This is a genomic window from Aeromonas sp. Marseille-Q7275, from assembly GCF_965119515.1.
In genome coordinates this window covers 46,542-66,550 of the sequence record NZ_CBCPLW010000017.1, presented here as the reverse complement: position 1 = coordinate 66,550, position 20,009 = coordinate 46,542, and the positions used below count along the sequence as shown (strand labels likewise).

The 20,009-nt window shown below is 64.6% G+C and carries 15 protein-coding genes and 2 pseudogenes; 10 read left to right on the top strand and 7 right to left on the bottom strand.

What is annotated here, in order from left to right:
• Positions 1–26 precede the first annotated feature (26 nt).
• From dgt to ACWPWQ_RS15855, 5 genes are all read left to right on the top strand, one after another.
• The gene (gene dgt / locus ACWPWQ_RS15875; protein WP_454010230.1) at positions 27–1,397 is read left to right on the top strand and encodes a dGTPase; all 1,371 of its coding nucleotides are present in this window, start codon (positions 27–29) and stop codon (positions 1,395–1,397) included.
• Positions 1,398–1,688: 291 nt separating this feature from the next.
• The gene (locus ACWPWQ_RS15870) at positions 1,689–1,892 is read left to right on the top strand and encodes a hypothetical protein (RefSeq protein WP_342059863.1); all 204 of its coding nucleotides are present in this window, start codon (positions 1,689–1,691) and stop codon (positions 1,890–1,892) included.
• A gap of 143 nt (positions 1,893–2,035) precedes the next feature.
• A complete protein-coding gene (locus tag ACWPWQ_RS15865) occupies positions 2,036–6,289 on the top strand; it encodes a transporter substrate-binding domain-containing protein (protein WP_454010229.1) in 4,254 nt (1,417 codons plus the stop codon).
• Complete coding sequence (locus ACWPWQ_RS15860; RefSeq protein ID WP_139435051.1) at positions 6,282–7,493, top strand: EAL domain-containing response regulator; 1,212 nt, start codon at positions 6,282–6,284, stop codon at positions 7,491–7,493. Before ACWPWQ_RS15865 ends, ACWPWQ_RS15860 begins: the two co-directional genes overlap by 8 nt.
• A gap of 36 nt (positions 7,494–7,529) precedes the next feature.
• Positions 7,530–9,506, top strand: coding sequence for a methyl-accepting chemotaxis protein (locus ACWPWQ_RS15855; RefSeq protein ID WP_454010228.1), 1,977 nt, complete (start codon positions 7,530–7,532; stop codon positions 9,504–9,506).
• 148 nt (positions 9,507–9,654) lie between these two features.
• Here ACWPWQ_RS15855 and ACWPWQ_RS15850 read toward each other — a convergent pair.
• The 5 genes and pseudogenes from ACWPWQ_RS15850 to metN all read right to left on the bottom strand — a co-directional run.
• Positions 9,655–9,729 (bottom strand): annotated as a pseudogene (locus ACWPWQ_RS15850) (transcription/translation regulatory transformer protein RfaH); the annotation flags it as partial.
• 119 nt (positions 9,730–9,848) lie between these two features.
• On the bottom strand, positions 9,849–10,349 hold the full coding sequence (gene rfaH / locus ACWPWQ_RS15845; RefSeq protein ID WP_139435048.1) for a transcription/translation regulatory transformer protein RfaH: 501 nt from the start codon (positions 10,347–10,349) through the stop codon (positions 9,849–9,851).
• Positions 10,350–10,447: 98 nt separating this feature from the next.
• Positions 10,448–11,248 (bottom strand): methionine ABC transporter substrate-binding lipoprotein MetQ, encoded by an 801-nt coding sequence (metQ, locus tag ACWPWQ_RS15840; RefSeq protein ID WP_005327312.1) that lies wholly within the window; start codon positions 11,246–11,248, stop codon positions 10,448–10,450.
• A 26-nt stretch (positions 11,249–11,274) separates the two neighbouring features.
• Positions 11,275–11,928, bottom strand: a complete 654-nt coding sequence (locus tag ACWPWQ_RS15835) for a methionine ABC transporter permease (RefSeq protein ID WP_025328136.1) — start codon at positions 11,926–11,928, stop codon at positions 11,275–11,277.
• A gap of 58 nt (positions 11,929–11,986) precedes the next feature.
• Positions 11,987–13,030, bottom strand: a complete 1,044-nt coding sequence (gene metN, locus ACWPWQ_RS15830; protein WP_139435046.1) for a methionine ABC transporter ATP-binding protein MetN — start codon at positions 13,028–13,030, stop codon at positions 11,987–11,989.
• 482 nt (positions 13,031–13,512) lie between these two features.
• On the opposite strand from metN, the gene ACWPWQ_RS15825 reads away from it, so the two are divergent.
• A complete protein-coding gene (locus ACWPWQ_RS15825) occupies positions 13,513–13,968 on the top strand; it encodes a hypothetical protein (RefSeq protein ID WP_454010227.1) in 456 nt (151 codons plus the stop codon).
• A 118-nt stretch (positions 13,969–14,086) separates the two neighbouring features.
• Here ACWPWQ_RS15825 and ppgK read toward each other — a convergent pair whose 3' ends face one another.
• Positions 14,087–14,830: a polyphosphate--glucose phosphotransferase gene (gene ppgK / locus ACWPWQ_RS15820; RefSeq protein WP_139435042.1), complete on the bottom strand. Its 744-nt coding sequence runs from the start codon at positions 14,828–14,830 to the stop codon at positions 14,087–14,089.
• 83 nt (positions 14,831–14,913) lie between these two features.
• Positions 14,914–16,068, bottom strand: a complete 1,155-nt coding sequence (queG, locus tag ACWPWQ_RS15815; RefSeq protein WP_454010226.1) for a tRNA epoxyqueuosine(34) reductase QueG — start codon at positions 16,066–16,068, stop codon at positions 14,914–14,916.
• 132 nt (positions 16,069–16,200) lie between these two features.
• Between queG and ACWPWQ_RS15810 the strand changes: the two are divergent.
• The 4 genes and pseudogenes from ACWPWQ_RS15810 (at position 16,201) to ACWPWQ_RS15795 (ending at position 20,007) form a co-directional block, all read left to right on the top strand.
• Positions 16,201–17,701: pseudogene (locus ACWPWQ_RS15810) on the top strand (NAD(P)H-hydrate dehydratase).
• Between the two features lie 17 nt (positions 17,702–17,718).
• Positions 17,719–18,192 carry a tRNA (adenosine(37)-N6)-threonylcarbamoyltransferase complex ATPase subunit type 1 TsaE gene (gene tsaE / locus ACWPWQ_RS15805; RefSeq protein ID WP_041206351.1) on the top strand — a complete coding sequence of 158 codons (474 nt, stop codon included), beginning with the start codon at positions 17,719–17,721 and terminating at the stop codon, positions 18,190–18,192.
• A complete protein-coding gene (locus ACWPWQ_RS15800) occupies positions 18,183–19,718 on the top strand; it encodes an N-acetylmuramoyl-L-alanine amidase (protein ID WP_319913039.1) in 1,536 nt (511 codons plus the stop codon). Before tsaE ends, ACWPWQ_RS15800 begins: the two co-directional genes overlap by 10 nt.
• Before the next feature lie 166 nt (positions 19,719–19,884).
• Entirely contained in the window at positions 19,885–20,007 is a 123-nt protein-coding gene (locus tag ACWPWQ_RS15795) for a hypothetical protein (RefSeq protein WP_265436001.1), read from the top strand.
• Positions 20,008–20,009: the final 2 nt, after the last annotated feature.

Sequence of the window (20,009 nt, the reverse complement as noted above, 5' to 3'; positions counted from 1 at the left end):
GGACGTCGCAGGCAAGGAGCCGCACCATGTATGACAGTCTGATTACCCCGGCGCGCATTCACCACTGGGGCAGTGAGGAGCTGCTGGAGGCGACCGAGCAGGATCGCGCCCGCATAGTGCAGGCGGCGCCGGTGCGCCGTCTGCAGCAGAAGACCCAGGTCTTCCCGCTCGATGTGAAGGCCTCGGTGCGCAGCCGTCTCACCCACTCCCTGGAGGTGCAGGAGACGGGTCGCCAGATCAGCCGGCGCATCCTGGCGGCCCTGCCGGCGGGCACCGTCTGCGAAGGGGCCTTCATCAACCTGGTGGAGATGGCTTGCCTGCTGCACGACGTCGGCAACCCGCCGTTCGGCCACTTCGGCGAGCAGGTGATGAGCCAGTGGCTGGCACAGTCGCTGGATGAGCTGTTCGCCAGCGCCCATGATCAGCTGCCGAGCCCGCAGTGGGCCGAGCTTCGCCAGGACCTGCTGGTGTTTGACGGCAATGCCCAGAGCCTGCGGCTGGTGCACAGCCTGCACGAGATGAACCTCACCCTGGGCCAGCTGGCGGCCCTGTGCAAATACCCGCAGCAGCCCCTGCTGCACAGTCCCCAGGGCTATGGCCAGCACCATGGCTGGACCAGCAAGCGCGGCATCTTCTTCAGCGAGCAACCCCTCTATCGCGCCCTTGGCCAGAGTCTGGGGCTGGCGCCGGGGTGCCGGCATCCGCTGGTCTACATCATGGAGGCGGCGGACGATATCTCCTACTGCATCGCCGATCTGGAGGACGCGGTGGACAGGCGCATCCTCACCCAGGGGGAGTTGCTGGCGGCGCTGCGCAGTGCCGATGAGGGGGACTACATGGCCAGCCTGCTCGAGGAGGCGCTCGCCTCCGGTCGGGGCTTCTTCCCCCATTTTCGCCAGCATCTGACCCGGGATCTGGTGGCGCTTGCGGCCCACACCTATGTGAGCGACCACGAGGCCATACTGAGCGGGGCCTACCCCAGGGCGCTGCTGCACGGTCAGGCCCCGGCGGCCCGGGTGCTGGATGTGCTCAAGGGGGTGGCGAGGGAGCAGGTCTTCATGCGCCCCGAGGTCGAGGCGCTGGAGCTGGAGGGCTATGCCGCCCTGCGCGGGGTGCTCTCCACCTACGCCTGCCTGCTGGCCCTGCCCGCCGCCCAGTTCGAGCGACTGCTGGCGGGCAACGGCGGGAGCGAGCTCTTCTTCGCCCGGCGGCTGTTCCACCGGTTGTCGGCCCGCCACCTCAAGGCCTACCGGCTGGCGGTGGCCAGCCGGGATCCGCGCTTTGACAATGGCGCCGAGCAGGAGTGGTACTACAGGGTGCGGCTGCTGCTCGACTATGTCAGCGGCATGACGGATACCTATGCGCTTGAGGAGTTCAGGCTGTTGTCCGGGATTTGACCGGGGCCGGTTGTGGCCGCATTCCACCCATATGGGTGGGGGTGATATTGCGTAAAATTCGGTGTTTTTTTAGACTGTGGCAACTTGTTCAACTTTCACACGGTAAGGAGACGATCATGCAACATTCCATGTTCAACGTTGCGTTCGATCGCTGCAATGGCAGCGCGAAGACTCGTGCTCTTTATTTACCGCGTGGAGGGAACAGGTAACACCTGCTTTTTCATCACCCGCGGTTGTCCCGCAGGGTGATGCCTCTCTCCGGGAGAACCGCACGTTCAACTGGAGAATATTATGTCTATCGAACTCGCCCTGCTGCGCCGCGTCGAAACCCTGGTTCAAAAACGGATCACCCGGCTGGAGCGTCGCGTCAGCTATCTGCATCTCTCTCCCGCCCTGCTCAAGGACATCGGGCTGGAAGGGCAAAATGTGCAGGTCGCTCATGTCCGTGAGCGGGAGTTTCAAACCGGTTTCCGACTCGGGAATCGAATAACCTGAGGCGAGGGGCCTTGGCCCCCGACTCCTGGATGGCAGGCCTGGGCCTGCCATTTTTCTTTGCTGATGAGCATTCTCTCAATTTTGTTGTCGCACATTGAGCCAGACACATTATGATCCCCCTCCTATCCATACGGGAGTCACCTATGCTTTGCCGCTGTTATCGCCTCATCCTGTTGTGCTGGCTGGCCTGCTGTAGCCAGGGGGCGACGGCGGTCGAGACGCTGCTGGACAGGAGCGCCCTCGCGCCATCCGGGCAGCAATGGCTCTTCACCCACCATGAGCTGGTGGTCGGCATGCCGGCGACGGCCTGGCCCCCCTATATCTATACCGATGGCCGGGGTAACTTCACCGGCCCCCTGGATGCCTTTGCCTCGCAGATTGCGGGCAGCCTGGGCCTCGAGTTGCGTTATCGCACCTATGCCAACAATACGGCGGTCCAGCAGGCCTTGCTGGACGGCAAGATTGACATGGTGATCGGCGTGGCCCCCAGCCCGATCCGCAAGCTGCGGATGCTGTTTACCTCGGAGCTGATGGCGTTGCCCCGCGCCGTGCTGCTGACCGGGGGGCGGGAGAGCCTCTCTCTGGAGGAGGCCTACGGGGTGCGCTGGGTCTGCGTCTTCGGTGTCAGCGCCTGCGATGAGCTGCTGCGCCTTGGCATCTCGAACCTGGTGACGGTGGACAGCCGGGATGAGGCGATCTTCATGCTCAAGGAGGGGAAGGCGGACGCCTATCTGGCCGAGCTGCCCATGTTGAGCCGCCTGCAGGCCATGGCGGGCATGACGCTGACCACGGTGGACTGGATGAGGGATACCTCCCTCGCCATGGCGGTGGCGCCGGGCAACGAGCCCCTGCAGGGGCTGCTCGAGCGGGCGCTGGATGACATCTCGCCCGGCGAGCGCCGCCGCATCCTGGAGGCGGGGGGCATAGTTGACTATGAGCTGGTGAAGGGCAGCAAGGAGGTCGTCTTCAGCGCGCCGGAGCAGGCGTGGCTGCAGCAGCACCCTGTGCTCAAGTACGGGATAGCCCCAAATTGGCCCGGGATGAGCGAGATAGACGACAAGGGGCGGCTCAAGGGGCTGGTAGCCGATCTGCTGGCGATGTTGAACCAGCGCGCCGGCCTGCAGTTCACCCTGGTGCAGACCCGCAGCTGGGCCCAGACCCTGGAGCTGTTTCAGGCTCGCCAGCTGGACCTCATCCCGGCCATGACCCCGACCATGGAGCGCCAGCAGTTTGCCCGCTTTACGCCCAATTACGTCTCTCTCAACCGGGTGATAGTGGGCAGGCAGGGCATGGCGGAGCTGACCAGCCCCAGGGAGCTGAAGGGATACAGGGTGGGCATGGTGGGGGGCTCGGTGGAGAAATCCCTGCTGAGCGAGGTGGGAGCCGAGGCCGTGACGGTCGCAAGCGATCCCGAGCTGCTGCCGCTGCTGGATCAGCAGAAGGTGGACTATGTGCTGATGAGCATGACCACCCTGGAGCAGTCGTTGCAGCGGGGCTTCAGCGATCGCTATCAGGTGGTCTTCTCCGGCAGCGAGTTGCGGGTTCCCGTCGCCATGGCGGCCCACCTGCAGGATCCCATGCTGCAGCAGATCCTGACCAAGGTGCTGCTCTCCATCCCCCCGGAGGAGCTGGTTGCCCTGGAGAAGAAGTGGCTCTCCCTGACCATACAGACGGGGCTGGATCCGCGCAAAGTGCTGCTCTGGTCCTCCCTGGGCGGGGGGATCTTTCTGCTCTTCCTGCTGCTGTTCGTGGGCTGGAACCGGACCCTGCGCCGCCAGATCAGTCAGCGGCGGGAGGCGGAGCGCCGGCTCGAAGAGCAGCTGGTGTTCGTCCAGATGATGCTGGATGCCCTGCCCAACCAGGTGGTGCTGACCAATGAGCGCTATGAAATCGCGATGACCAACCTGGCATACCGGCAGATGTTCCTGGGGGGCGAGAACCTGAGCGGCTCCTATGAGCGCTTGCTCAAGGACAGGCTGCCGGAGGCCATTCGGGCCAGGGTGATCGAGGAGGACGCCAGGGTCTGGGAGAGCGGCGAGGAGCTGCACGGCCGCGGCGAGATCCGGCTCGCCGACGGTGCCGAGCATCAGATGATCTACACCAAGCGGCTGTTCGTCGGTCCCGACGGCAAGCGGCTCGGGATCCTGACCGTACTGACCGACGTCACCGAACTGAGGCAGGCGCGTTCCGCGGCGCAGGAGGCGCAGACCCGGCTGACCCAGATCACCGACAGCATGCCGGGACTGGTCTATCAGTATCACTGGCTGGGGCCGGGCAACGGCAGCTTCCTCTACACCTCTCAGGGGCTCAAGGAGATGATGGGGTCCGAGGCGGCCGACGACACCCTGCTGGGGCTGACGGGGCAAGCCCTGCATGACTTCGTGACCACGGTGGAGCGCCATGCCCTGACCATGCAGCCGCTGGATCTCGAGGTGGAGATCAGGCGTCAGGGACAAGCGGGCTACCTGCAGATCCGGGGCCACTTCGTGCGACAGGAGGGGCTGGAGGGGGTCATCCTGAACGGCGTGGTGCAGGACATCACCAAGCTCAAGCGCCAGGAGCTGGAGCTGCGCGAGGCCAGGCGGGTGGCGGAGGAGGCGACCCAGGTGCGCAGCCGGTTCCTCGCCACCATGAGCCACGAGTTGCGCACCCCCATCTCCGGCATGCACGGCATGCTGGAGCTGCTGCAGATGAGCGCCCTTGATGACGATCAGCGCTACATGCTGCGCAACATCTCGACCTCCACCAATCACCTGCTCTATCTGGTGAACGACATCCTGGACTTCTCCAAGATGGAGGCGGGGCAGTTGCAACTCAATCCCCATCCCTGCCGGTTGACCTCTGTCATCTGCGACGTCATCCGGGGTCATGCCACCCTGGCCTATGGCAAGGGGCTCAACGTGACACTGGCGTGGGGACAGGAGGTGCCGGATCAGGCCAGCCTGGACGCGGTGCGCGTGGGTCAGGTGATCTCCAATCTGCTGAACAACGCGGTGAAGTTCACCGAGGCGGGGGAGATTGCCATCCAGGTGGGCTATCAGGCCCATCGGCTGACCTTGACGGTGCGGGATACGGGGATCGGCATAGCCCGGGATAAGCAGGTCAATCTGTTCACCCCGTTCAAGCAGGTGGAGTCCGACATCACCCGGCGTTTTGGCGGCACCGGGCTCGGGCTCGCCATCTGCCATCAGCTGACCCTGAAGATGGGGGGAAGCCTGGTGCTGGAGAGCGAGGCGGGGGTCGGCACCACAGTGACCTTCGCCATCCCCCTGGCCGAGTGCCGCTGGGATGCTCCGCCGCTGGCGGGTCAGCACTGGTGGTGGTTCGGGGAGGACGAGGTGCTGCAAGCCGTGATGGAACAGCTCGGCGCCACGCTCCACCCCATGAGCGCCGAGCAGTGGCGTCATCCCCTTGAGGGCTGCCTGCTGGCGCAGGAGAGCCGCCTGGAGCAGGCCCTTGGCAGTGGCTGGTTGCAGCATTTGCAGCAATCTTCCCTCAAGGGCATAGTACTCTCCCCCCATGAGGCATTGCGTGGCCGCATGGGCAGTGACGCCTGGTGGCGGATCGGCCAGTCCCCCATCTACCCGGATCTGCTGCTGGAGACCTGCCGCCAGCTGTCGAGCGAGCGGTCGAGCCAGCCGATGCAGATGGAAGGCGAGCGACTCAGGGGCAGGGTGCTGGTGGCGGACGATCATCCCGTCAACCGCGCGCTGCTGACCCGCCAGCTCGCCATCCTCGGCATAGAGCCCGAGGTGGTGGATGATGGGGAGAAGGCGCTGCGCGCCTGGCAAGGGCAGCAGTTCGCCCTGCTGCTCACCGACTGCCACATGCCGGTGATGGATGGCTATACCCTGGCGCGCACCCTGCGGGCGGCCGGTGACGAGTCGCCCATCATAGGCGTCACCGCCGACACCTCTGAGGAGGCCAGCCAGCAGATGCGGGAGGCCGGCATGAACGACATGCTGTTCAAGCCCTACAGCCTGGAAACCCTGCGCCAGACCCTGGCTCGCTGGCTACCGGCGGCCAGCCCGCAACAGGAGGCAGTAGCCCCCCGGCAAGCAGAGGTTCAGGCTCCGGGAATATGCTGGCTGACCCTGTTTGGTGACGAGGGGGTGGCGCGCAGCATGGCCAGCGAATATCTGGAGGCCAACCGCCAGGATGGCGAAGACATGATGCAGGCCCTGGCCCGGCAGGATACCCAGGCGCTGGTGGAGACGGCGCATCGCATCAAGGGGGCCGCCCGCATGGTGGGGCAGCAGGCATTGGCGACCGAGGCCGCCCAGCTGGAGGCGGCGGCCAGGTTGAAGCAACTGGACAGGCTCGACGAGCTGGTCCAGACGGTACAGGCATTGATGGACTCTATCAGAGGTGAAATGGAGTTATGGCTCGATGAATAGTGCACGGCATGAGTTGGCGATCATGGTGGTGGAGGATCACAACTTCCAGCGCAAGGCCCTGATGCACCAGATCCGCGGGCTTGGCTACGGCAACCTGCTGGAAGCCCAGGACGGGGAGGAGGCGCTGACTCAGTGCCAGCACCACCAGGTCGACATCCTGTTCTGCGATCTGCGGATGCCGGGCATGGATGGCATGGCCCTGCTGCGTCGCCTCTCCCTCGGCGGCTTTCGCGGCGGCATAGTGCTGTGCAGCGCGCTGGAGGACGATGTGGTGGACGCCGTGCTGCGCATGAGTCGTGCCTACGGCCTGCAGGTGCTGGGGCGCATCGACAAACCCGCCAGCCATCAGCAGATCGCCCAGTTGATCGGCGCCTGGCAGCCCCAGCAGGCGCGCAGCCAGGAGGAGGACGGCCACAGCCTGAGTCTGGATGAGCTGTGCCGGGCCCTGGAGCAGGACCAGCTGCTGCCCTGGTATCAGCCCAAGGTGAGCTTTGAAAACGGTCAGTGGGTCGGCATGGAGGCGCTCGCCCGCTGGCAGCACCCCGAGTATGGGCTCATCTCGCCGGCCCGCTTCATCCCGCTGGCGGAGCACAACGGGCTCATGGATCCCCTGACCGAGGTGATCATCGGCAAGTCACTGCGCGACGGCCACCTGTGGGAGAAGACGGGGCTCTCCCTGAACCTGTCGATGAACCTCTCCACCACGTCGCTGATCGAGGGGGATCTGTGCAATACCCTGCTCAATCACTGCCAGCGCTGGAGCATCAACCCCGAGCTCATCACCCTGGAAGTGACAGAGAGCGCCTTCGTCAAGGATCTCGGCAAGTCCCTGGAGGTGCTGACCCGCTTGCGGATGCACGGCTTCGGCCTCTCCATCGACGACTTCGGCACCGGCTACTCCTCCATGCAGCAGCTCGCCCTGCTGCCGTTCACCGAGCTGAAGCTGGACAGATCCTTCGTCGATCGCTGCTATGAAGATCCCTCCCGCCTCGCCATCATCGAATCCAGTATCGAACTGGCGCGCAAGTTGGGGTTAAAATCGGTGGCAGAGGGGGTCGAGGACGAGGCCACCTGGCTGCTGCTGGCCAGACTGGGGTGCGATCAGTGCCAGGGATTCTTCTCCGCACGCCCCATGCCACGCGAGGAGTTGCTCGTCTGGCATGACACCTGGCGCGAACGATTGCCCGCATTGATCGGGCGCTAATCAAGGGCAGGATGCCCCTGCGACACAAGGATGGTCATGAAAATATCAAGCAAGCTGTTGTTGAGCTTCTGTTTTATCAACCTGCTCATCATTCTCTCCTCCGCCCTTGTCTACCATCAGCTAGGCCGGATTGAAGCCTCCCAGGAGGCCTTGCTGGCCCAGGCCCTACCCGCCCTGCAACGGGACGAGGCGAGCCAGAAGGCCCTGATCGCCACCGTCTCCTCCCTGCGGGCCTACCTCATCCTCGGCAAGGATCCGGCGCAAGGTGCGCGCATCAAGCAGGAGTGGGAGCAGGCCTGGCGAGCCATAGAGCAGCAGGGATTCACGCCTGACCTGACCCGGTCCCTCAAGAGCTTCAAGGGGGCGCAGGAGAAGGTGTGGGCCCTGGCCCATACCGAAGACAACCTGCCGGCCCACACCCTGATGCTGCTGGAGGCAGGCCCCCTGGCGGAGGCGGCCCTCGATCAGCTGCAATCCATCGCCAACGAAGAGGTGGCGACCCCCCAGGAGGCACTGCCCGGCGATCGCCGCCTGCTGCTCAAGCAGGTGGGGGATGCCTACAACGGGCTGGCCAATGCCCTCTCCGCCCTGCGGGACTTCCTCATCTCGGGGGACAAGGAGTATCGCGACAAGTACCAGGACTACTACCAGTTCCATCTGCAGCGGGTGGCCGAGCTGAAACAGCAGCAGGCCAACTTCACCGAGGCGCAGAAGGGGTTGTGGACGCTCTTCGAGGAGATGTCAGCACCCTTTGCCGAGCTGGTGGGGCAGGTGATCGCCAGGCGGCAGGCGCCGGACTGGGATCAGGCCAACCACCTGATGGCCACCGACATAGAACCTGCGTTGACCCGGCTCGCCGATCAGCTGGCGAATCAGGTGACCCAGACCCGGGGAAAAGTGGACAAGATAGCGGGCAAGCTGGCCGGTGCCAGTCAGGCCATCCACCGCACCCTGCTGCTGGCGACCACCAGCGTCATCCTGCTCGGCACCCTGGTGGCCCTGCTGTTCAGCCGCCGCCTGACCCGCGACATCGCCAGCCTGGTGAACCGTGCCGGGCAGGTCGCCGATGGCCGCCTGCCGAGTGCGCCCCTGCCGGTGCTGCGCCAGGACGAGCTGGGCGGGCTGACCGGCTCCATCAACCGGATGTCGAGCCAGCTGCGCCAGCTGGTGGGGGAGATCCAGGGGGCGGTGGCGCAGGTGGAAGGGGCCGGCCGCGAGGTGGGCCAGACCACCAATGCCATAGTGGACGATCTGGCGAGTCAGAATCAGCGGCTGGATACGGTCGCGGCCGCCATAGAGCAGATGTCCGCCAGCACCCGGGAGGTAGCGGGCAACATCGCAGATGCGGCTGGCGCCGCGCGGCAGACCGAGCAGCAGGCCAGGCAGGGGGAGCAGGCCCTCGCCCGCATGGGGAGCACCATGGCGCAGATTGCCGCCATGATCACCCAGGCCAATCAGGCGATGACGCTGCTCAGCAGCCAGAGCGAGCAGGTGGGCCGTGTCACCGAGGTGATCGCCACCATAGCCGAGCAGACCAACCTGCTGGCGCTCAATGCCGCCATAGAGGCGGCGCGCGCCGGGGAGCAGGGGCGGGGATTCGCCGTGGTGGCGGACGAGGTGCGCCAGCTGGCCAGCCGCACCAGCCAGTCGACGGCGGAGATCAACCAGACCATCGCCAGCATACAGCAGCAGACCCGGCAGACCGCGGATACCGTGGGCAGCGGCACCCTGCTGGTGGAGCAGGGCAGGGGGGCCGTGGCCTCGGCCACCGAGACCCTGGCAGCCATGTCGGCGCTGGTGCAGGATCTCTGCGGCCAGCTCGCCGCCATCGCCACCGCGACCGAGCAGCAGTCCAGGGTGGCCCAGGAGGTGGCGGGCACGGTGGAGGAGATCGCCGGACTCAGCCACCAGTCCAGCGAACACAGCCAGCAGGGAGAGTTGATCGCCGCCCGGCTGACCCGGGAGACGGGCCAGCTGACCGCGGCCATCAGCCGCTTCGAGCTGGATGCCTGAGCAGGGCAGGGGTGACAGCCAAGCGGGCCTATGGGCCTGCCCCGCTTGTTTTCATTCCTGATATCGAGAGGCCCGGTGGTCGACGCTGCTGCCGGTTGCCTGATTGAGCAAGCTGACCAGCAGGCATAGGGCGCTTCTCGCTGCCAACTCAGTCCAGCCGCCGAAAGGCCTGGTTGTCGAAGCTGCTGCTGGTCTCCTGGTTGAGCAGACTGACCAGCAGGCATAGGGCGCTTCTCGCTGCCGACTCAGTCCAGCCGCCGGAAGGCCCGGTGGTCGACGCTGCTGCCGGTCTCCTGGTTGAGCAGGCAGGTCAGCAGGCATGGGGCGCTTCTCGCTGCCGGCTCAGTCCAGACGTCGGAAGGCCTGGTTGTCGAAGCTGCTGCTGGTCTCCTGGTTGAGCAGGCTGACCAGCAGGATGGCCCGCTTCTCCCCATCCGGCTCCAGATAGATGGCCTCGAACCCGGCCAGGGGGCCGGATTCGATCAATACCTTGTCCCCTTGCGTCGGCAGGCGGGCATAGCTGGCGCGTGCCTCGTCGCTGTCGTCCCGGCTCATCAGCCGGTAGATCAGCTGGCTGCTGACGGGGCTCCACTCCTTGCCGAAGTGAATGATGCGGCTGATGCCGCGGGTGGACTTCAGGGTGACCGGGGTCACCACTTCCAGATCCACGTAGATGAACAGGTAGTTGGGGAACATGGGTTCACGCTGCGGGACCCGTTTGCCACGCCGCAGCTTCTCCACTTCCACCATGGGGTAATAGGATTCGACGCCTTGAGCCGCCAGATGGGCGCGGGCGCGGGCCTCTTCCTTGGGTTTGCAGTAGGCCAGATACCATTTCTTCATTGTTGTTCTGTTTTTTCGTGTTGCCGTGCTTCTGGCTATGATAACGGGGGCAAAAAAAAAGGCCACGCTTGACGTGGCCTTTTTTACAGAGTGAGTGGTTACCAACCTTTCACCAGACCGCCCTTGAACAGCTCGGTCCCCTTCTTGTAGACCTCGTCGGTCTGGAAGGCCTGGACGAACTCCTTGACCTTCTCGTCGTCCTTGTTGTTTTCGCGGGCAACGATCAGGTTGACGTAGGGGGACTCCTTGTCTTCGACGAAGAGGCCGTTCTCGGTCGGGGTCAGGCCAATCTGACCGGCGAAGGTGTTGTTGATGATGGAGAGATCAACATCTTCCAGGGAGCGGGGCAGCTGAGCGGCTTCCAGCTCGACGATCTTGAAGTTGCGCGGGTTGCTGGCGATGTCCAGCACGGTCGCTTCCAGACCGGCGCCTTCCTTCAGCTTCAGCAGGCCCTGCTTCTCCAGCAGGATCAGGGAGCGACCCAGGTTGGTCGGATCGTTCGGCACCGCGATCTGGGCACCGTCTTTCAGCTCGGACAGGGCCTTGATCTTCTTGGAGTAACCGGCGATCGGGTAGACGAAGGTGTTGCCAACCGGCACCAGCTTGAAGCCGCGATCACGGATCTGGGCATCCAGGTAGGGCTTGTGCTGGAAGGCGTTGACGTCGACGCTGCCGTCGTTCAGTGCCACGTTCGGGGTGACGTAGTCGGAGAAGGTGACGATCTCGACGGTCAGGCCGTATTTCTCCTTGGCCACCTTGGCCGCGGTCTCGACCAGTTCGGTCTCGGGGCCGGCGATGGCACCGACTTTCAGGGTCTTGCTCTCTTCCTTCTGACCGCAGCCGACCAGTACCAGAGTTGCCAGCAGCGCAGCCGCAGCGGATTTAATGCCCAATTTCATAAAAACCTCCTGTCAGAAATCGACGATTAACGATGATCACATTGTTTGACCAGGCGCTCACCCGCGCTCTGGATGAGTTGAACCAGTACCACCAGAATGACCACGGTGACCAGCATGACGGTAGGGTCGAAGCGCTGGTAGCCGTAGCGAATACCCACATCGCCCAGGCCGCCCCCCCCGATGGCACCGGCCATGGCGGAGTAGTTAACCAGCGTGACGAGGGTGATGATGATGCTGTTGAGGATCCCGGGCAGGGCCTCGGGCAGCAGCACCTTGGCAATGATTTGCAAGGGTTTGGCACCCATGGCCTTGGCGGCTTCGAGCAGGCCGTCCGGCACTTCCATCAGGGCCCCTTCCACCAGACGGGCGATGAAGGGGATGCAGCCCACGGTCAGCGGCACTATGGCGGCTATGGTGCCTATGCTGGTGCCGACGATCAGCCGGGTCAGCGGAATGATGGCCACCAGCAGTATGATGAAGGGCACGGAGCGGCCGACGTTGACGATGATGCCGAGGATCTTGTTCAGCAGCGGGTTGGCCAGGATCTGGCCCGCCTTGGTCACGTGCAGTGCCACGCCGAGCGGCAGGCCGAGCAGGCAGCCGAACAGGGCGGAGGCAAACACCATGATCAGGGTGTCGCCGAGGGCTGTGATGAGCAGATTAATCATGGCTTCGGACATGAGTCATTACCTCCAGCTGGATAAGATGGCTGAGTCGCCGAGGATTGGGCGCAGCAGATTAGTCATTGCTTCGGACATAGCCCATTACCTCCAGCTGAATGTGGTTGTCGATGAAGAACTGCTGGGTGGCCTCGCACTGGGCCTCATCCCCGAACAGCTCCGCCAGCAGGAAGCCGAACTTGACGCCACCGGCGTATTCGATGTCTGCGCTCAGTATGCTGATGTCGATGTTGAAACGGCGGCTCACCTCGGAGATAAGCGGCGAATCGACGGTGGCACCGGTGAAGCCGAGCTTCACCAGGGGATAGCTGTTGGCCACCCGCTCGCTGCTCATCCTGTCCTGGTACTCCTGGGGCACTTCCAGGTGGATGGTGGAGTGGATGAAGTCACGGGCCAGCTGGGTCTTGGCGTTGCTGAAGAACCAGGCCACTTCTCCCTGCTCGATCAGGCGACCGTCGCTGATGATGGCCACTTCGTCACAGATCCCCTTCACCACGTCCATCTCGTGGGTGATGAGCAGTATGGTGAGCCCCAGCTTGACGTTGATCTCCTTGAGCAGGCTCAGGATGGATCGGGTGGTCTGGGGGTCGAGGGCCGAGGTGGCCTCGTCGCACAGCAGTACCTTGGGGGCCGGAGCCAGGGCGCGGGCGATGGCGACGCGCTGCTTCTGGCCGCCGGAGAGCTCGGACGGATAGGCGTGGGCACGGGCTTCCAGCCCGACCAGGGCCAGCAGTTCGTCTACCCGTGTCTGGATCTGTGCCTTGCTCCAGCCCGCCAGCTCCAGCGGGAAGGCGATGTTGGCGAACACGGTGCGGGAGGCCAGCAGGTTGAAGTGCTGGAAGATCATGCCGATCTGGCGGCGAGCCTGGGTCAGATCCCGTTCGCTCAGGGCCACGAGATCCTGGCCGTCGACGATGACCTGGCCCTCTGTGGGGCGCTCCAGCAGATTGACGCAGCGGATCAGGGTGCTCTTGCCGGCACCTGAGGCGCCGATCACGCCGAAGATCTTGCCTTGTGGCACATGCAGGCTCACGTCACGCAGGGCGTGCACGGCGTCACTGCCTTTACCGTAGACTTTGTTGAGACCGATCAACTTAATCATGGATTCTTCCGTGCTAACAGCCTTAAAGCACAGGGCGCTACAGGCGGGTGAATTGGGCAGAGGTTTCACTGGGTTGCTCTGCCATCATGGAGGATGATGCTAAGATGTCCGGATGGCTGTGTCAACGCATGTTTCTACGTCTAGACGTCTAAAAAATGGATAAGGATTCCCGCTCGCTGACTAAGGAAAGAGGGGTAAACCGACGGCTTCAATATTAGATTCTGATTTGAAATCACTCGTCCGAATATAACCTGGATAATTCTCCTTAACTCGATGATTCCCCCGTTTTGTCACGACCTCTCCCTGGGCGCTGGCGGCCAGTTGCCAGCATGACAGGGAGAAATCTCTTTGCCCCTTTCTCCTCGTTTTCTTCTTTTTCTTTCCCATCCCTTTGATGTAGAACAAAAAACGACCGCTTTTATCCGGGGAGGGCGCGGCGTTTTTTTATACTGGCAGGAGGTGGACGGCAAGAGGAGGCAGAGATGCGATTTCAACAGATCAAGGACCTGATGCTTTACCTCGAACAACTGCATCAGCAGCAGGGGCGCAGTTACGGGCGCCTGATCCCCCAGGTGGATGGGGAGCGCAGCCGGATGTTGCTGGCCTATCTGCAAGGGCGGGAGGACGCGGCGGCGGCCCACCTGCACGACTATCGGGAGCAGATGGGGAGCGGGGTCAAGGAGACCTGGCTGGATCAGGGGTTTGGTGTGGATCTGCTGGCCGATTGCCAGCGTCTGGCTCTGCACGCCGGTGCCCAGCCCGAGGAGATAGTGGCCCTGGTGTCGCGGCAGGAGGAGAAACTCGTTGGCGAACTGGGGCGCCTGGCCCGGGAGTGCCCCACGCCGGACACGGCCGCGCTGCTGAGCTCCCTGGCGTCCATGGCGCAATCCCGGCTGACCCGGCTGGTGCACGGAGCCCATCGGCTCGACGATCTCTAGCGCGCCATGGCAGAGGCCCGGCTGACCCGGTTGGTGCACGGAGCCCATCGGCTCGACGATCTCTAGGGCGCCATGGCAGAGGCCCGGCTCGGGCCTCTTGCGGCGTTGTCGGGGAGGGTCAGCCCTCTTGCCGGGCCGCACCGTAGAGGGCGGCCCCTATGATGCCGGCCTGGTTGAGGTTGGCCGCCGCCACCAGGGGGGCCCGGGTCTCGATCCGGTCGATGAACTTGTCGAGCTTGGCGGCGCTGCCGCCTCCCAGGATGAAGAGATCGGGGGAGAAGAGGAACTCGAGGCGGGCCAGATACTTGTTGAAGCGTTTGCCCCAGCGGTTCCAGGAGAGATCCTCGCGCTTGCGCACCGCATCCGAGCAGTAGTGCTCCGCCACCATGCCTTCCAGGATGAGGTGGCCCAGCTCGGTGTTCGGCAGCAGCTGGCCGTTGACGAACACGGCGGTGCCGATGCCGGTGCCCACAGTGATGAGGATGATGACCCCCTTGCGATCCCGGCCCGTGCCGAAGCGCATCTCGGCCAGCCCGGCCGCGTCGGCGTCGTTGAGCACGTGGCAGGGCAGGCCGGTCACGTCGGCGAACAGGTGGGCGGCGTCGGTCTCGATCCAGCTCTTGTCGATGTTGGAGGCATTCTTGGCGATGCCGTTGTGGATGGTGGCGGGGAAGCCGCACCCCACGGGGCCCTTCCACTGGAAATGCTCGACCAGCGCCTTGAGGGTGTGCGCCACGGCGGCCGGGGTGGCCGGTTGCGGCGTGGCGATGCGGTGGCGCTCGCCAATCAGTTCGCCAGTCTCGGTGTCCACCAGGCAGCCCTTGATCCCGGAGCCGCCAATATCTACTCCCAACATCTGCATCCGAATCTTCCTTTTATTGTGCCTATGGTCAATGGTCGGCAGAGCATGAAAAAAGTGCTGTCATCCGGCAAGGGCCAGATCGCTTATGCGTGATCCGGCAGGCCTTTTTCGATGCAGCGGATCAGCAAACGGGTCTTCTTGTTCTCCTTCTCCTGGCGTGCTGCCAGGGTCGCCAGCGCCCACTCGATGTGTTCGGCCACCATGGGCTCGGCGCCGGGAAGCGCCTGCTGCAGGGCCGCCATGGCATCGCTGCTGGCCGGGCCGTTGCCCAGCGCCACCGCCAGGTTGCGGCGCCAGCGCTGATAGCCGATGCGGCGAATGGGGCTGCCTTCGGTGTGCTTCAAAAATGCCGCCTCCGACCACTGCCACAGGTCGAGCAGGGGGGGGCGGTGCAGGTTGGGGCGCGGGCTGAAGTCGGGCTCTGGGCTCGCATCCGCATAGCGGTTCCAGGGGCAGATGAGCTGGCAGTCGTCACAGCCGTAGATGCGGTTGCCCATCAGCGGCCTGAACTCTTCCGGGATGGGGCCGTCGTTCTCTATGGTGAGATAGGAGATGCAGCGCCGCCCGTCCACCACGTAAGGGGCTATAATGGCGCCGGTCGGACAGATGTTGATGCAGGCCACGCACTTGCCGCACTGCTCTTTTTCCACCGGGGCATCGACGGGCAGCGGCAGGCTGACCAGCAGCTCCCCGAGAAAGAAGAAGGAGCCGGCCGACTCGTTGAGCAGCAGCGAGTGCTTGCCCACCCAGCCCAGCCCAGCCTTGGCCGCCAGGGGGCGCTCCAGTATGGGGGCGGAGTCAACGAAGGGGCGCCACTCCCCCGGGGTTTCCTGCGTGGATGGCAACAGCGCCTGGCAGCGCTGCTCGATGCGCTCCCCCAGCTGCTTGAGCCGGTTGCGCAGCACCTTGTGGTAGTCGCGCCCCAGGGCATAGCGGCTGATGTAGCCCAGGGTCGGATCGCGCAGAGTGGCGGCAAAGCCCGCCTCGAAGGGGAGATAGTTCATCCGCACCGACAGCACCCGCAGGGTGCCCGGCAGCAGCTCGTGGGGCCGGGCCCGCATCATGCCGTGGCGCGCCATGTAATCCATGGTGCCGTGATGACCCGCATCCAGCCAGGCCTGCAACCTGGGCTCCTCGAGGGCGAGACCCGTGTCCGTGATGCCGACCTGGTCAAATCCTAGCTCCCGTGCCCAGAGCTTGATATCGTGGGCCAGTTGCGCGAGTTCGGCGGCCGTCATTGTGCCTCACCTGCCTGCTGGCAGCGGCATGGCGCCCGTGGCACCGAGCGTGACGAGGGCCGTGTGCCGTCATGGCACGCCATATGCCAGGCCAGGTGCCGGGCCAGTGGATGATGAAGGTGGGGAGCCGTCATGGTAGAGGGTATCGAGGACGCTATCGGCAAAAAACAAGGCATCAGTCTAGCACAGCCCCTGTGGCGGGCCGAACAGATCCGCAAGATGGAGCAGCGCTGGGCCGAGCGTGAGGGGCAAGCCCTCTACGCCCTGATGGAGCGGGCCGGTGCCGCCCTGTGCAGCTATGCCCGCCATCACTGGCCCCAGAGTCACCACTGGTGGATCTTCGTCGGCCCGGGCAACAACGGGGGGGATGGCTATGTGCTGGCCCGTCTCGCCCGTCGACTCGGTCTCGAGCCTCTGGTGATAGCCGCCCGGGCGCCAGGCCTGCTCAGAGGGGACGCCAGGCGGGCCGCCGACGAGTGGCTGGCGGCGGGGGGGGAGGTGATGATGGCCGATGCGCTCGAGGGGGCCTCGCTCCCTGCGCCGGATCTGGTGATAGATGCACTGCTCGGCACCGGTGTCCAGCTCCCCCTCTCCTCGCCAATGACAAAGATCGTCGCAACAATCAATGGCTTGAATGCCCCGGTTCTGGCGGTGGACCTCCCCTCCGGGCTCAATGCCGACACCGGCCGCGCCATGGGGGCCCTGGTGCACGCCACCCGCACCCTCAGCTTCATCGGCATCAAGCAGGGCATGCTCACCGCCGACGGGGTGGACGGCGTCGGCCAGCTCGACTGGGATCCCCTCGGGGTGGTGCCCGAGGCCGGCCTGGTGCCCGCCGCCGAGCGCCTGGATTATCCCCGCCTAAAGAGTCTGCTCACCCCCCGTCCCCGCTCGGCTCACAAGGGCAAGCACGGCAGGGTGCTGCTGGTGGGGGGCAACCTGGGGATGCAGGGGCCATACTGCTGGCAGGGCAGGCCTGCCTGCGGGCGGGGGCGGGTCTGGTGCGACTGTGCCAGCACCCGGACTCTTCCCCGCCAGCCTGGTGCAGCCAGAGCTGATGGGATGCCCGGCCGGGACGGACGAGGGGTGGGCCACGGTGCGCGTGCTGGGGCCCGGGCTCGGTCAGGATGAGTGGGGAAGGGCCCAGTTCGAACACCACCTCAGCGCCAGCGGGCCCCTGGTATTGGACGCCGATGGATTGAATTGGCTGGCGCAGGCACCCCGTCATCAGGATAATTGGGTGCTCACGCCCCACCCCGGGGAGGCGGCCCGCCTGCTGGGGTGCGCCGTCGCCGAGGTCGAGGCGGATCGTTTCGCCGCCGTGTCGCGGCTGCAGCAGCGATACGGCGGCGTCGTGCTGCTCAAGGGGGCGGGCTCGCTTATCTGCGATGGCCAGTGCATCAGCCTCTGCGACGAAGGCAATCCCGGCATGGCCAGTGGCGGCATGGGGGATCTGTTATCTGGTATAATCGCCGCCCTCCTGGCCCAGGGCTGGTCTGCCGGCATGGCCGCGCGACTGGGGGCAGTGATCCACGCAGAGGCCGCCGACCTGGCCGCCGCCGAGGGTGAGCGGGGCATGTTGGCATCGGATCTGCTGCCCTGGATCCGCCGTCTGGTCAATCCGACACCGTAACAAGTAACAAGAAGAACATGGCAAAAACCTTGATGATGACACTGCCGGACGAGGCAGCAACTGTGGCACTGGGTGGCCGTCTGGCGCAGGCGTGCCAGCAGGCCACTACCGTATTTCTGCACGGCGCCCTTGGGGCCGGCAAGACCACCCTGACCCGAGGCTGGGTGCAAGGGCTTGGCCATCAAGGTAAGGTCAAGAGTCCGACCTATACCCTGGTGGAGCCCTATGAACTGGCCGACTGGCAGGTCTATCACTTCGATCTCTATCGACTGGCGGATCCGGAAGAGCTGGAATTCATGGGCATTCGGGACTATTTCGGCGCCGACACCCTCTGTCTGGTGGAGTGGCCGGAGAAAGGGGAGGGCTGGCTGCCGTCCCCCGATCTCGAGATTACCCTGACGTATGTGAACGAGCAGCGCGAGGCCCTGATTGCGGCCCGCACTGCTATTGGCGAAGCCATTCTGGAACGGTTGTCATCTCAGTGCGCTTGATCCTTGTTATTGCCCTCTCCCTGATGGCCTTACCCTCCTGGGCGAACCAGCTCAAGAGTGTGCGGGTCTGGCCATCGCCGGATAACACCCGGGTGGTGCTCGACATGAGCAGTGCCCCCAATTTCAACTACTTCACCCTGAGCGGCCCGAGCCGCCTGGTGATCGATCTCAAGGGGGCGAGCAACGCCGCCAACCTGGCTCGCATCGAGAACAAGAGCGAGCTGGTGCGCAAGATCCGCGAGAGCACGCCCCTTGAAAAGGGCAGCATGCGTCTGGTGCTGGATCTCAGCTCCTCCATCAAGCCGGTGGTGTTCCCGCTGGCACCGGCCGGCCCCTACGGCCATCGCCTGGTGATCGATCTGCCCTATGAAGAGAAAGGCGGCGCCACGGCGCAGCCCGCTCCCGTCGGCGGCCAGGGCAAGGCCATCGTCATCGCCATCGATCCGGGCCATGGGGGGGAAGATCCCGGCTCCATAGGCCCGCGCCGCACCTACGAGAAGCGGGTGACCCTGTCGGTGTCCCAGAAGCTGGCGGCGCTGATCGACCGCGAGCCGGGCATGCGCGCCGTGATGACTCGTCGTGGTGACTACTTCGTCGACCTCAACAAGCGCTCGGAAATCGCCCGCAAGGCCAAGGCGGATCTGCTGGTGTCCGTGCATGCGGACAGCTTCCACAACTCCACGCCGCGCGGCGCCTCGGTCTGGGTGCTGTCGACCAATCGCGCCAACCGCGAGATGGGCAGCTGGCTGGAGAAGCAGGAGAAGCAGGGGGAACTGCTGGGCGGGGTAGGCAAGGTGTTGGCCGAATCCGACCCCAATCCCTATCTGGCGCAGACCTTCCTCGATCTCTCCATGGACAAGTCCCGTGCCGAGGGCTATGAGGTGAGCCGCCAGATACTGCGCTCCATGGGACGGGTGGCCCGGCTGCACAAGAAGGCGCCGGAACACGCCAGTCTGGCGGTGCTCAAGGCGCCGGACATTCCCTCGGTATTGGTGGAAACCGGCTTCATCTCCAACCATGCGGAAGAGAAGCTGCTGGCCACCGCCAGCTACCAGGATCAACTTGCCCGCGCCATCTTCGAGGGGATCCGCAGCTATTATCGCAGCCACCCGACCAAGGGACCCATGATGACGGGCAAGGGGCAGCAAGTGGCCAGCGCCAGTCAGCCAGCGGCGAAAAAGGCGGCGGTCGCCCCCGCGCCCCGGCAGCAGGTGACCAACCGCATGCCGGCGACAGTGCCGAGCCGCAGCAGCGATGGCGGCGCCCCGGTCAGCAGCGTCGGCAGCGCCTCAGGTGCCGGGGTGATAAAACCCTACAAGGTGGCGGCCAAGGAGCCGAGCGTGCCGGTCGCAAGCGTGCAGAGCAACGACAAGTCCAGGATGATCCGCCACGTGGTCACCCGAGGCCAGAGCCTCTCCCGCCTCGCCGAGAAGCACGGCGTGAGCCAGGCGCGGCTGGTGGAGATCAACAAGCTCAAGTCACGGGATATCCAGATAGGGCAGGTGCTCTATATCCCCCAAAACTGACGCGCGGGAGCTGGCGAGGCAGGGCCGAGGGGCGTCCGGATTGGCGCTCAGGCCAGGCCTTCGCCACGCTGGCCAACCGAATGGTTGCTGGCGAAGGTGCGGTGGTGCGGCCCGTCCCCGTGTTGAACGTGTCTTGACCCGCAAGCGAAACCATCAGGAGTAAGCCATGCCGATCCGTATATTGCCTCCCGTTCTGGCCAACCAGATTCCGGTTGGCGAAGAGGTGGTGGCGCTGCCCTTCTGGGTGGTTAAGGGGCTCATCATCCGCAAGATTGAAATTCAGGAGTAAGT

Excerpts from the sequence above, each read along its gene's own strand:
- dgt (WP_454010230.1), top strand. The coding sequence starts at position 27 with ATGTATGACAGTCTGATTACCCCGGCGCGCATTCACCACTGGGGCAGT.
- ACWPWQ_RS15870 (WP_342059863.1), top strand. The coding sequence starts at position 1,689 with ATGTCTATCGAACTCGCCCTGCTGCGCCGCGTCGAAACCCTGGTTCAA.
- ACWPWQ_RS15865 (WP_454010229.1), top strand. The coding sequence starts at position 2,036 with ATGCTTTGCCGCTGTTATCGCCTCATCCTGTTGTGCTGGCTGGCCTGC.
- ACWPWQ_RS15860 (WP_139435051.1), top strand. The coding sequence starts at position 6,282 with ATGAATAGTGCACGGCATGAGTTGGCGATCATGGTGGTGGAGGATCAC.
- ACWPWQ_RS15855 (WP_454010228.1), top strand. The coding sequence starts at position 7,530 with ATGAAAATATCAAGCAAGCTGTTGTTGAGCTTCTGTTTTATCAACCTG.
- rfaH (WP_139435048.1), bottom strand. The coding sequence starts at position 10,349 with ATGAAGAAATGGTATCTGGCCTACTGCAAACCCAAGGAAGAGGCCCGC.
- metQ (WP_005327312.1), bottom strand. The coding sequence starts at position 11,248 with ATGAAATTGGGCATTAAATCCGCTGCGGCTGCGCTGCTGGCAACTCTG.
- ACWPWQ_RS15835 (WP_025328136.1), bottom strand. The coding sequence starts at position 11,928 with ATGTCCGAAGCCATGATTAATCTGCTCATCACAGCCCTCGGCGACACC.
- metN (WP_139435046.1), bottom strand. The coding sequence starts at position 13,030 with ATGATTAAGTTGATCGGTCTCAACAAAGTCTACGGTAAAGGCAGTGAC.
- ACWPWQ_RS15825 (WP_454010227.1), top strand. The coding sequence starts at position 13,513 with ATGCGATTTCAACAGATCAAGGACCTGATGCTTTACCTCGAACAACTG.
- ppgK (WP_139435042.1), bottom strand. The coding sequence starts at position 14,830 with ATGCAGATGTTGGGAGTAGATATTGGCGGCTCCGGGATCAAGGGCTGC.
- queG (WP_454010226.1), bottom strand. The coding sequence starts at position 16,068 with ATGACGGCCGCCGAACTCGCGCAACTGGCCCACGATATCAAGCTCTGG.
- tsaE (WP_041206351.1), top strand. The coding sequence starts at position 17,719 with ATGGCAAAAACCTTGATGATGACACTGCCGGACGAGGCAGCAACTGTG.
- ACWPWQ_RS15795 (WP_265436001.1), top strand. The coding sequence starts at position 19,885 with ATGCCGATCCGTATATTGCCTCCCGTTCTGGCCAACCAGATTCCGGTT.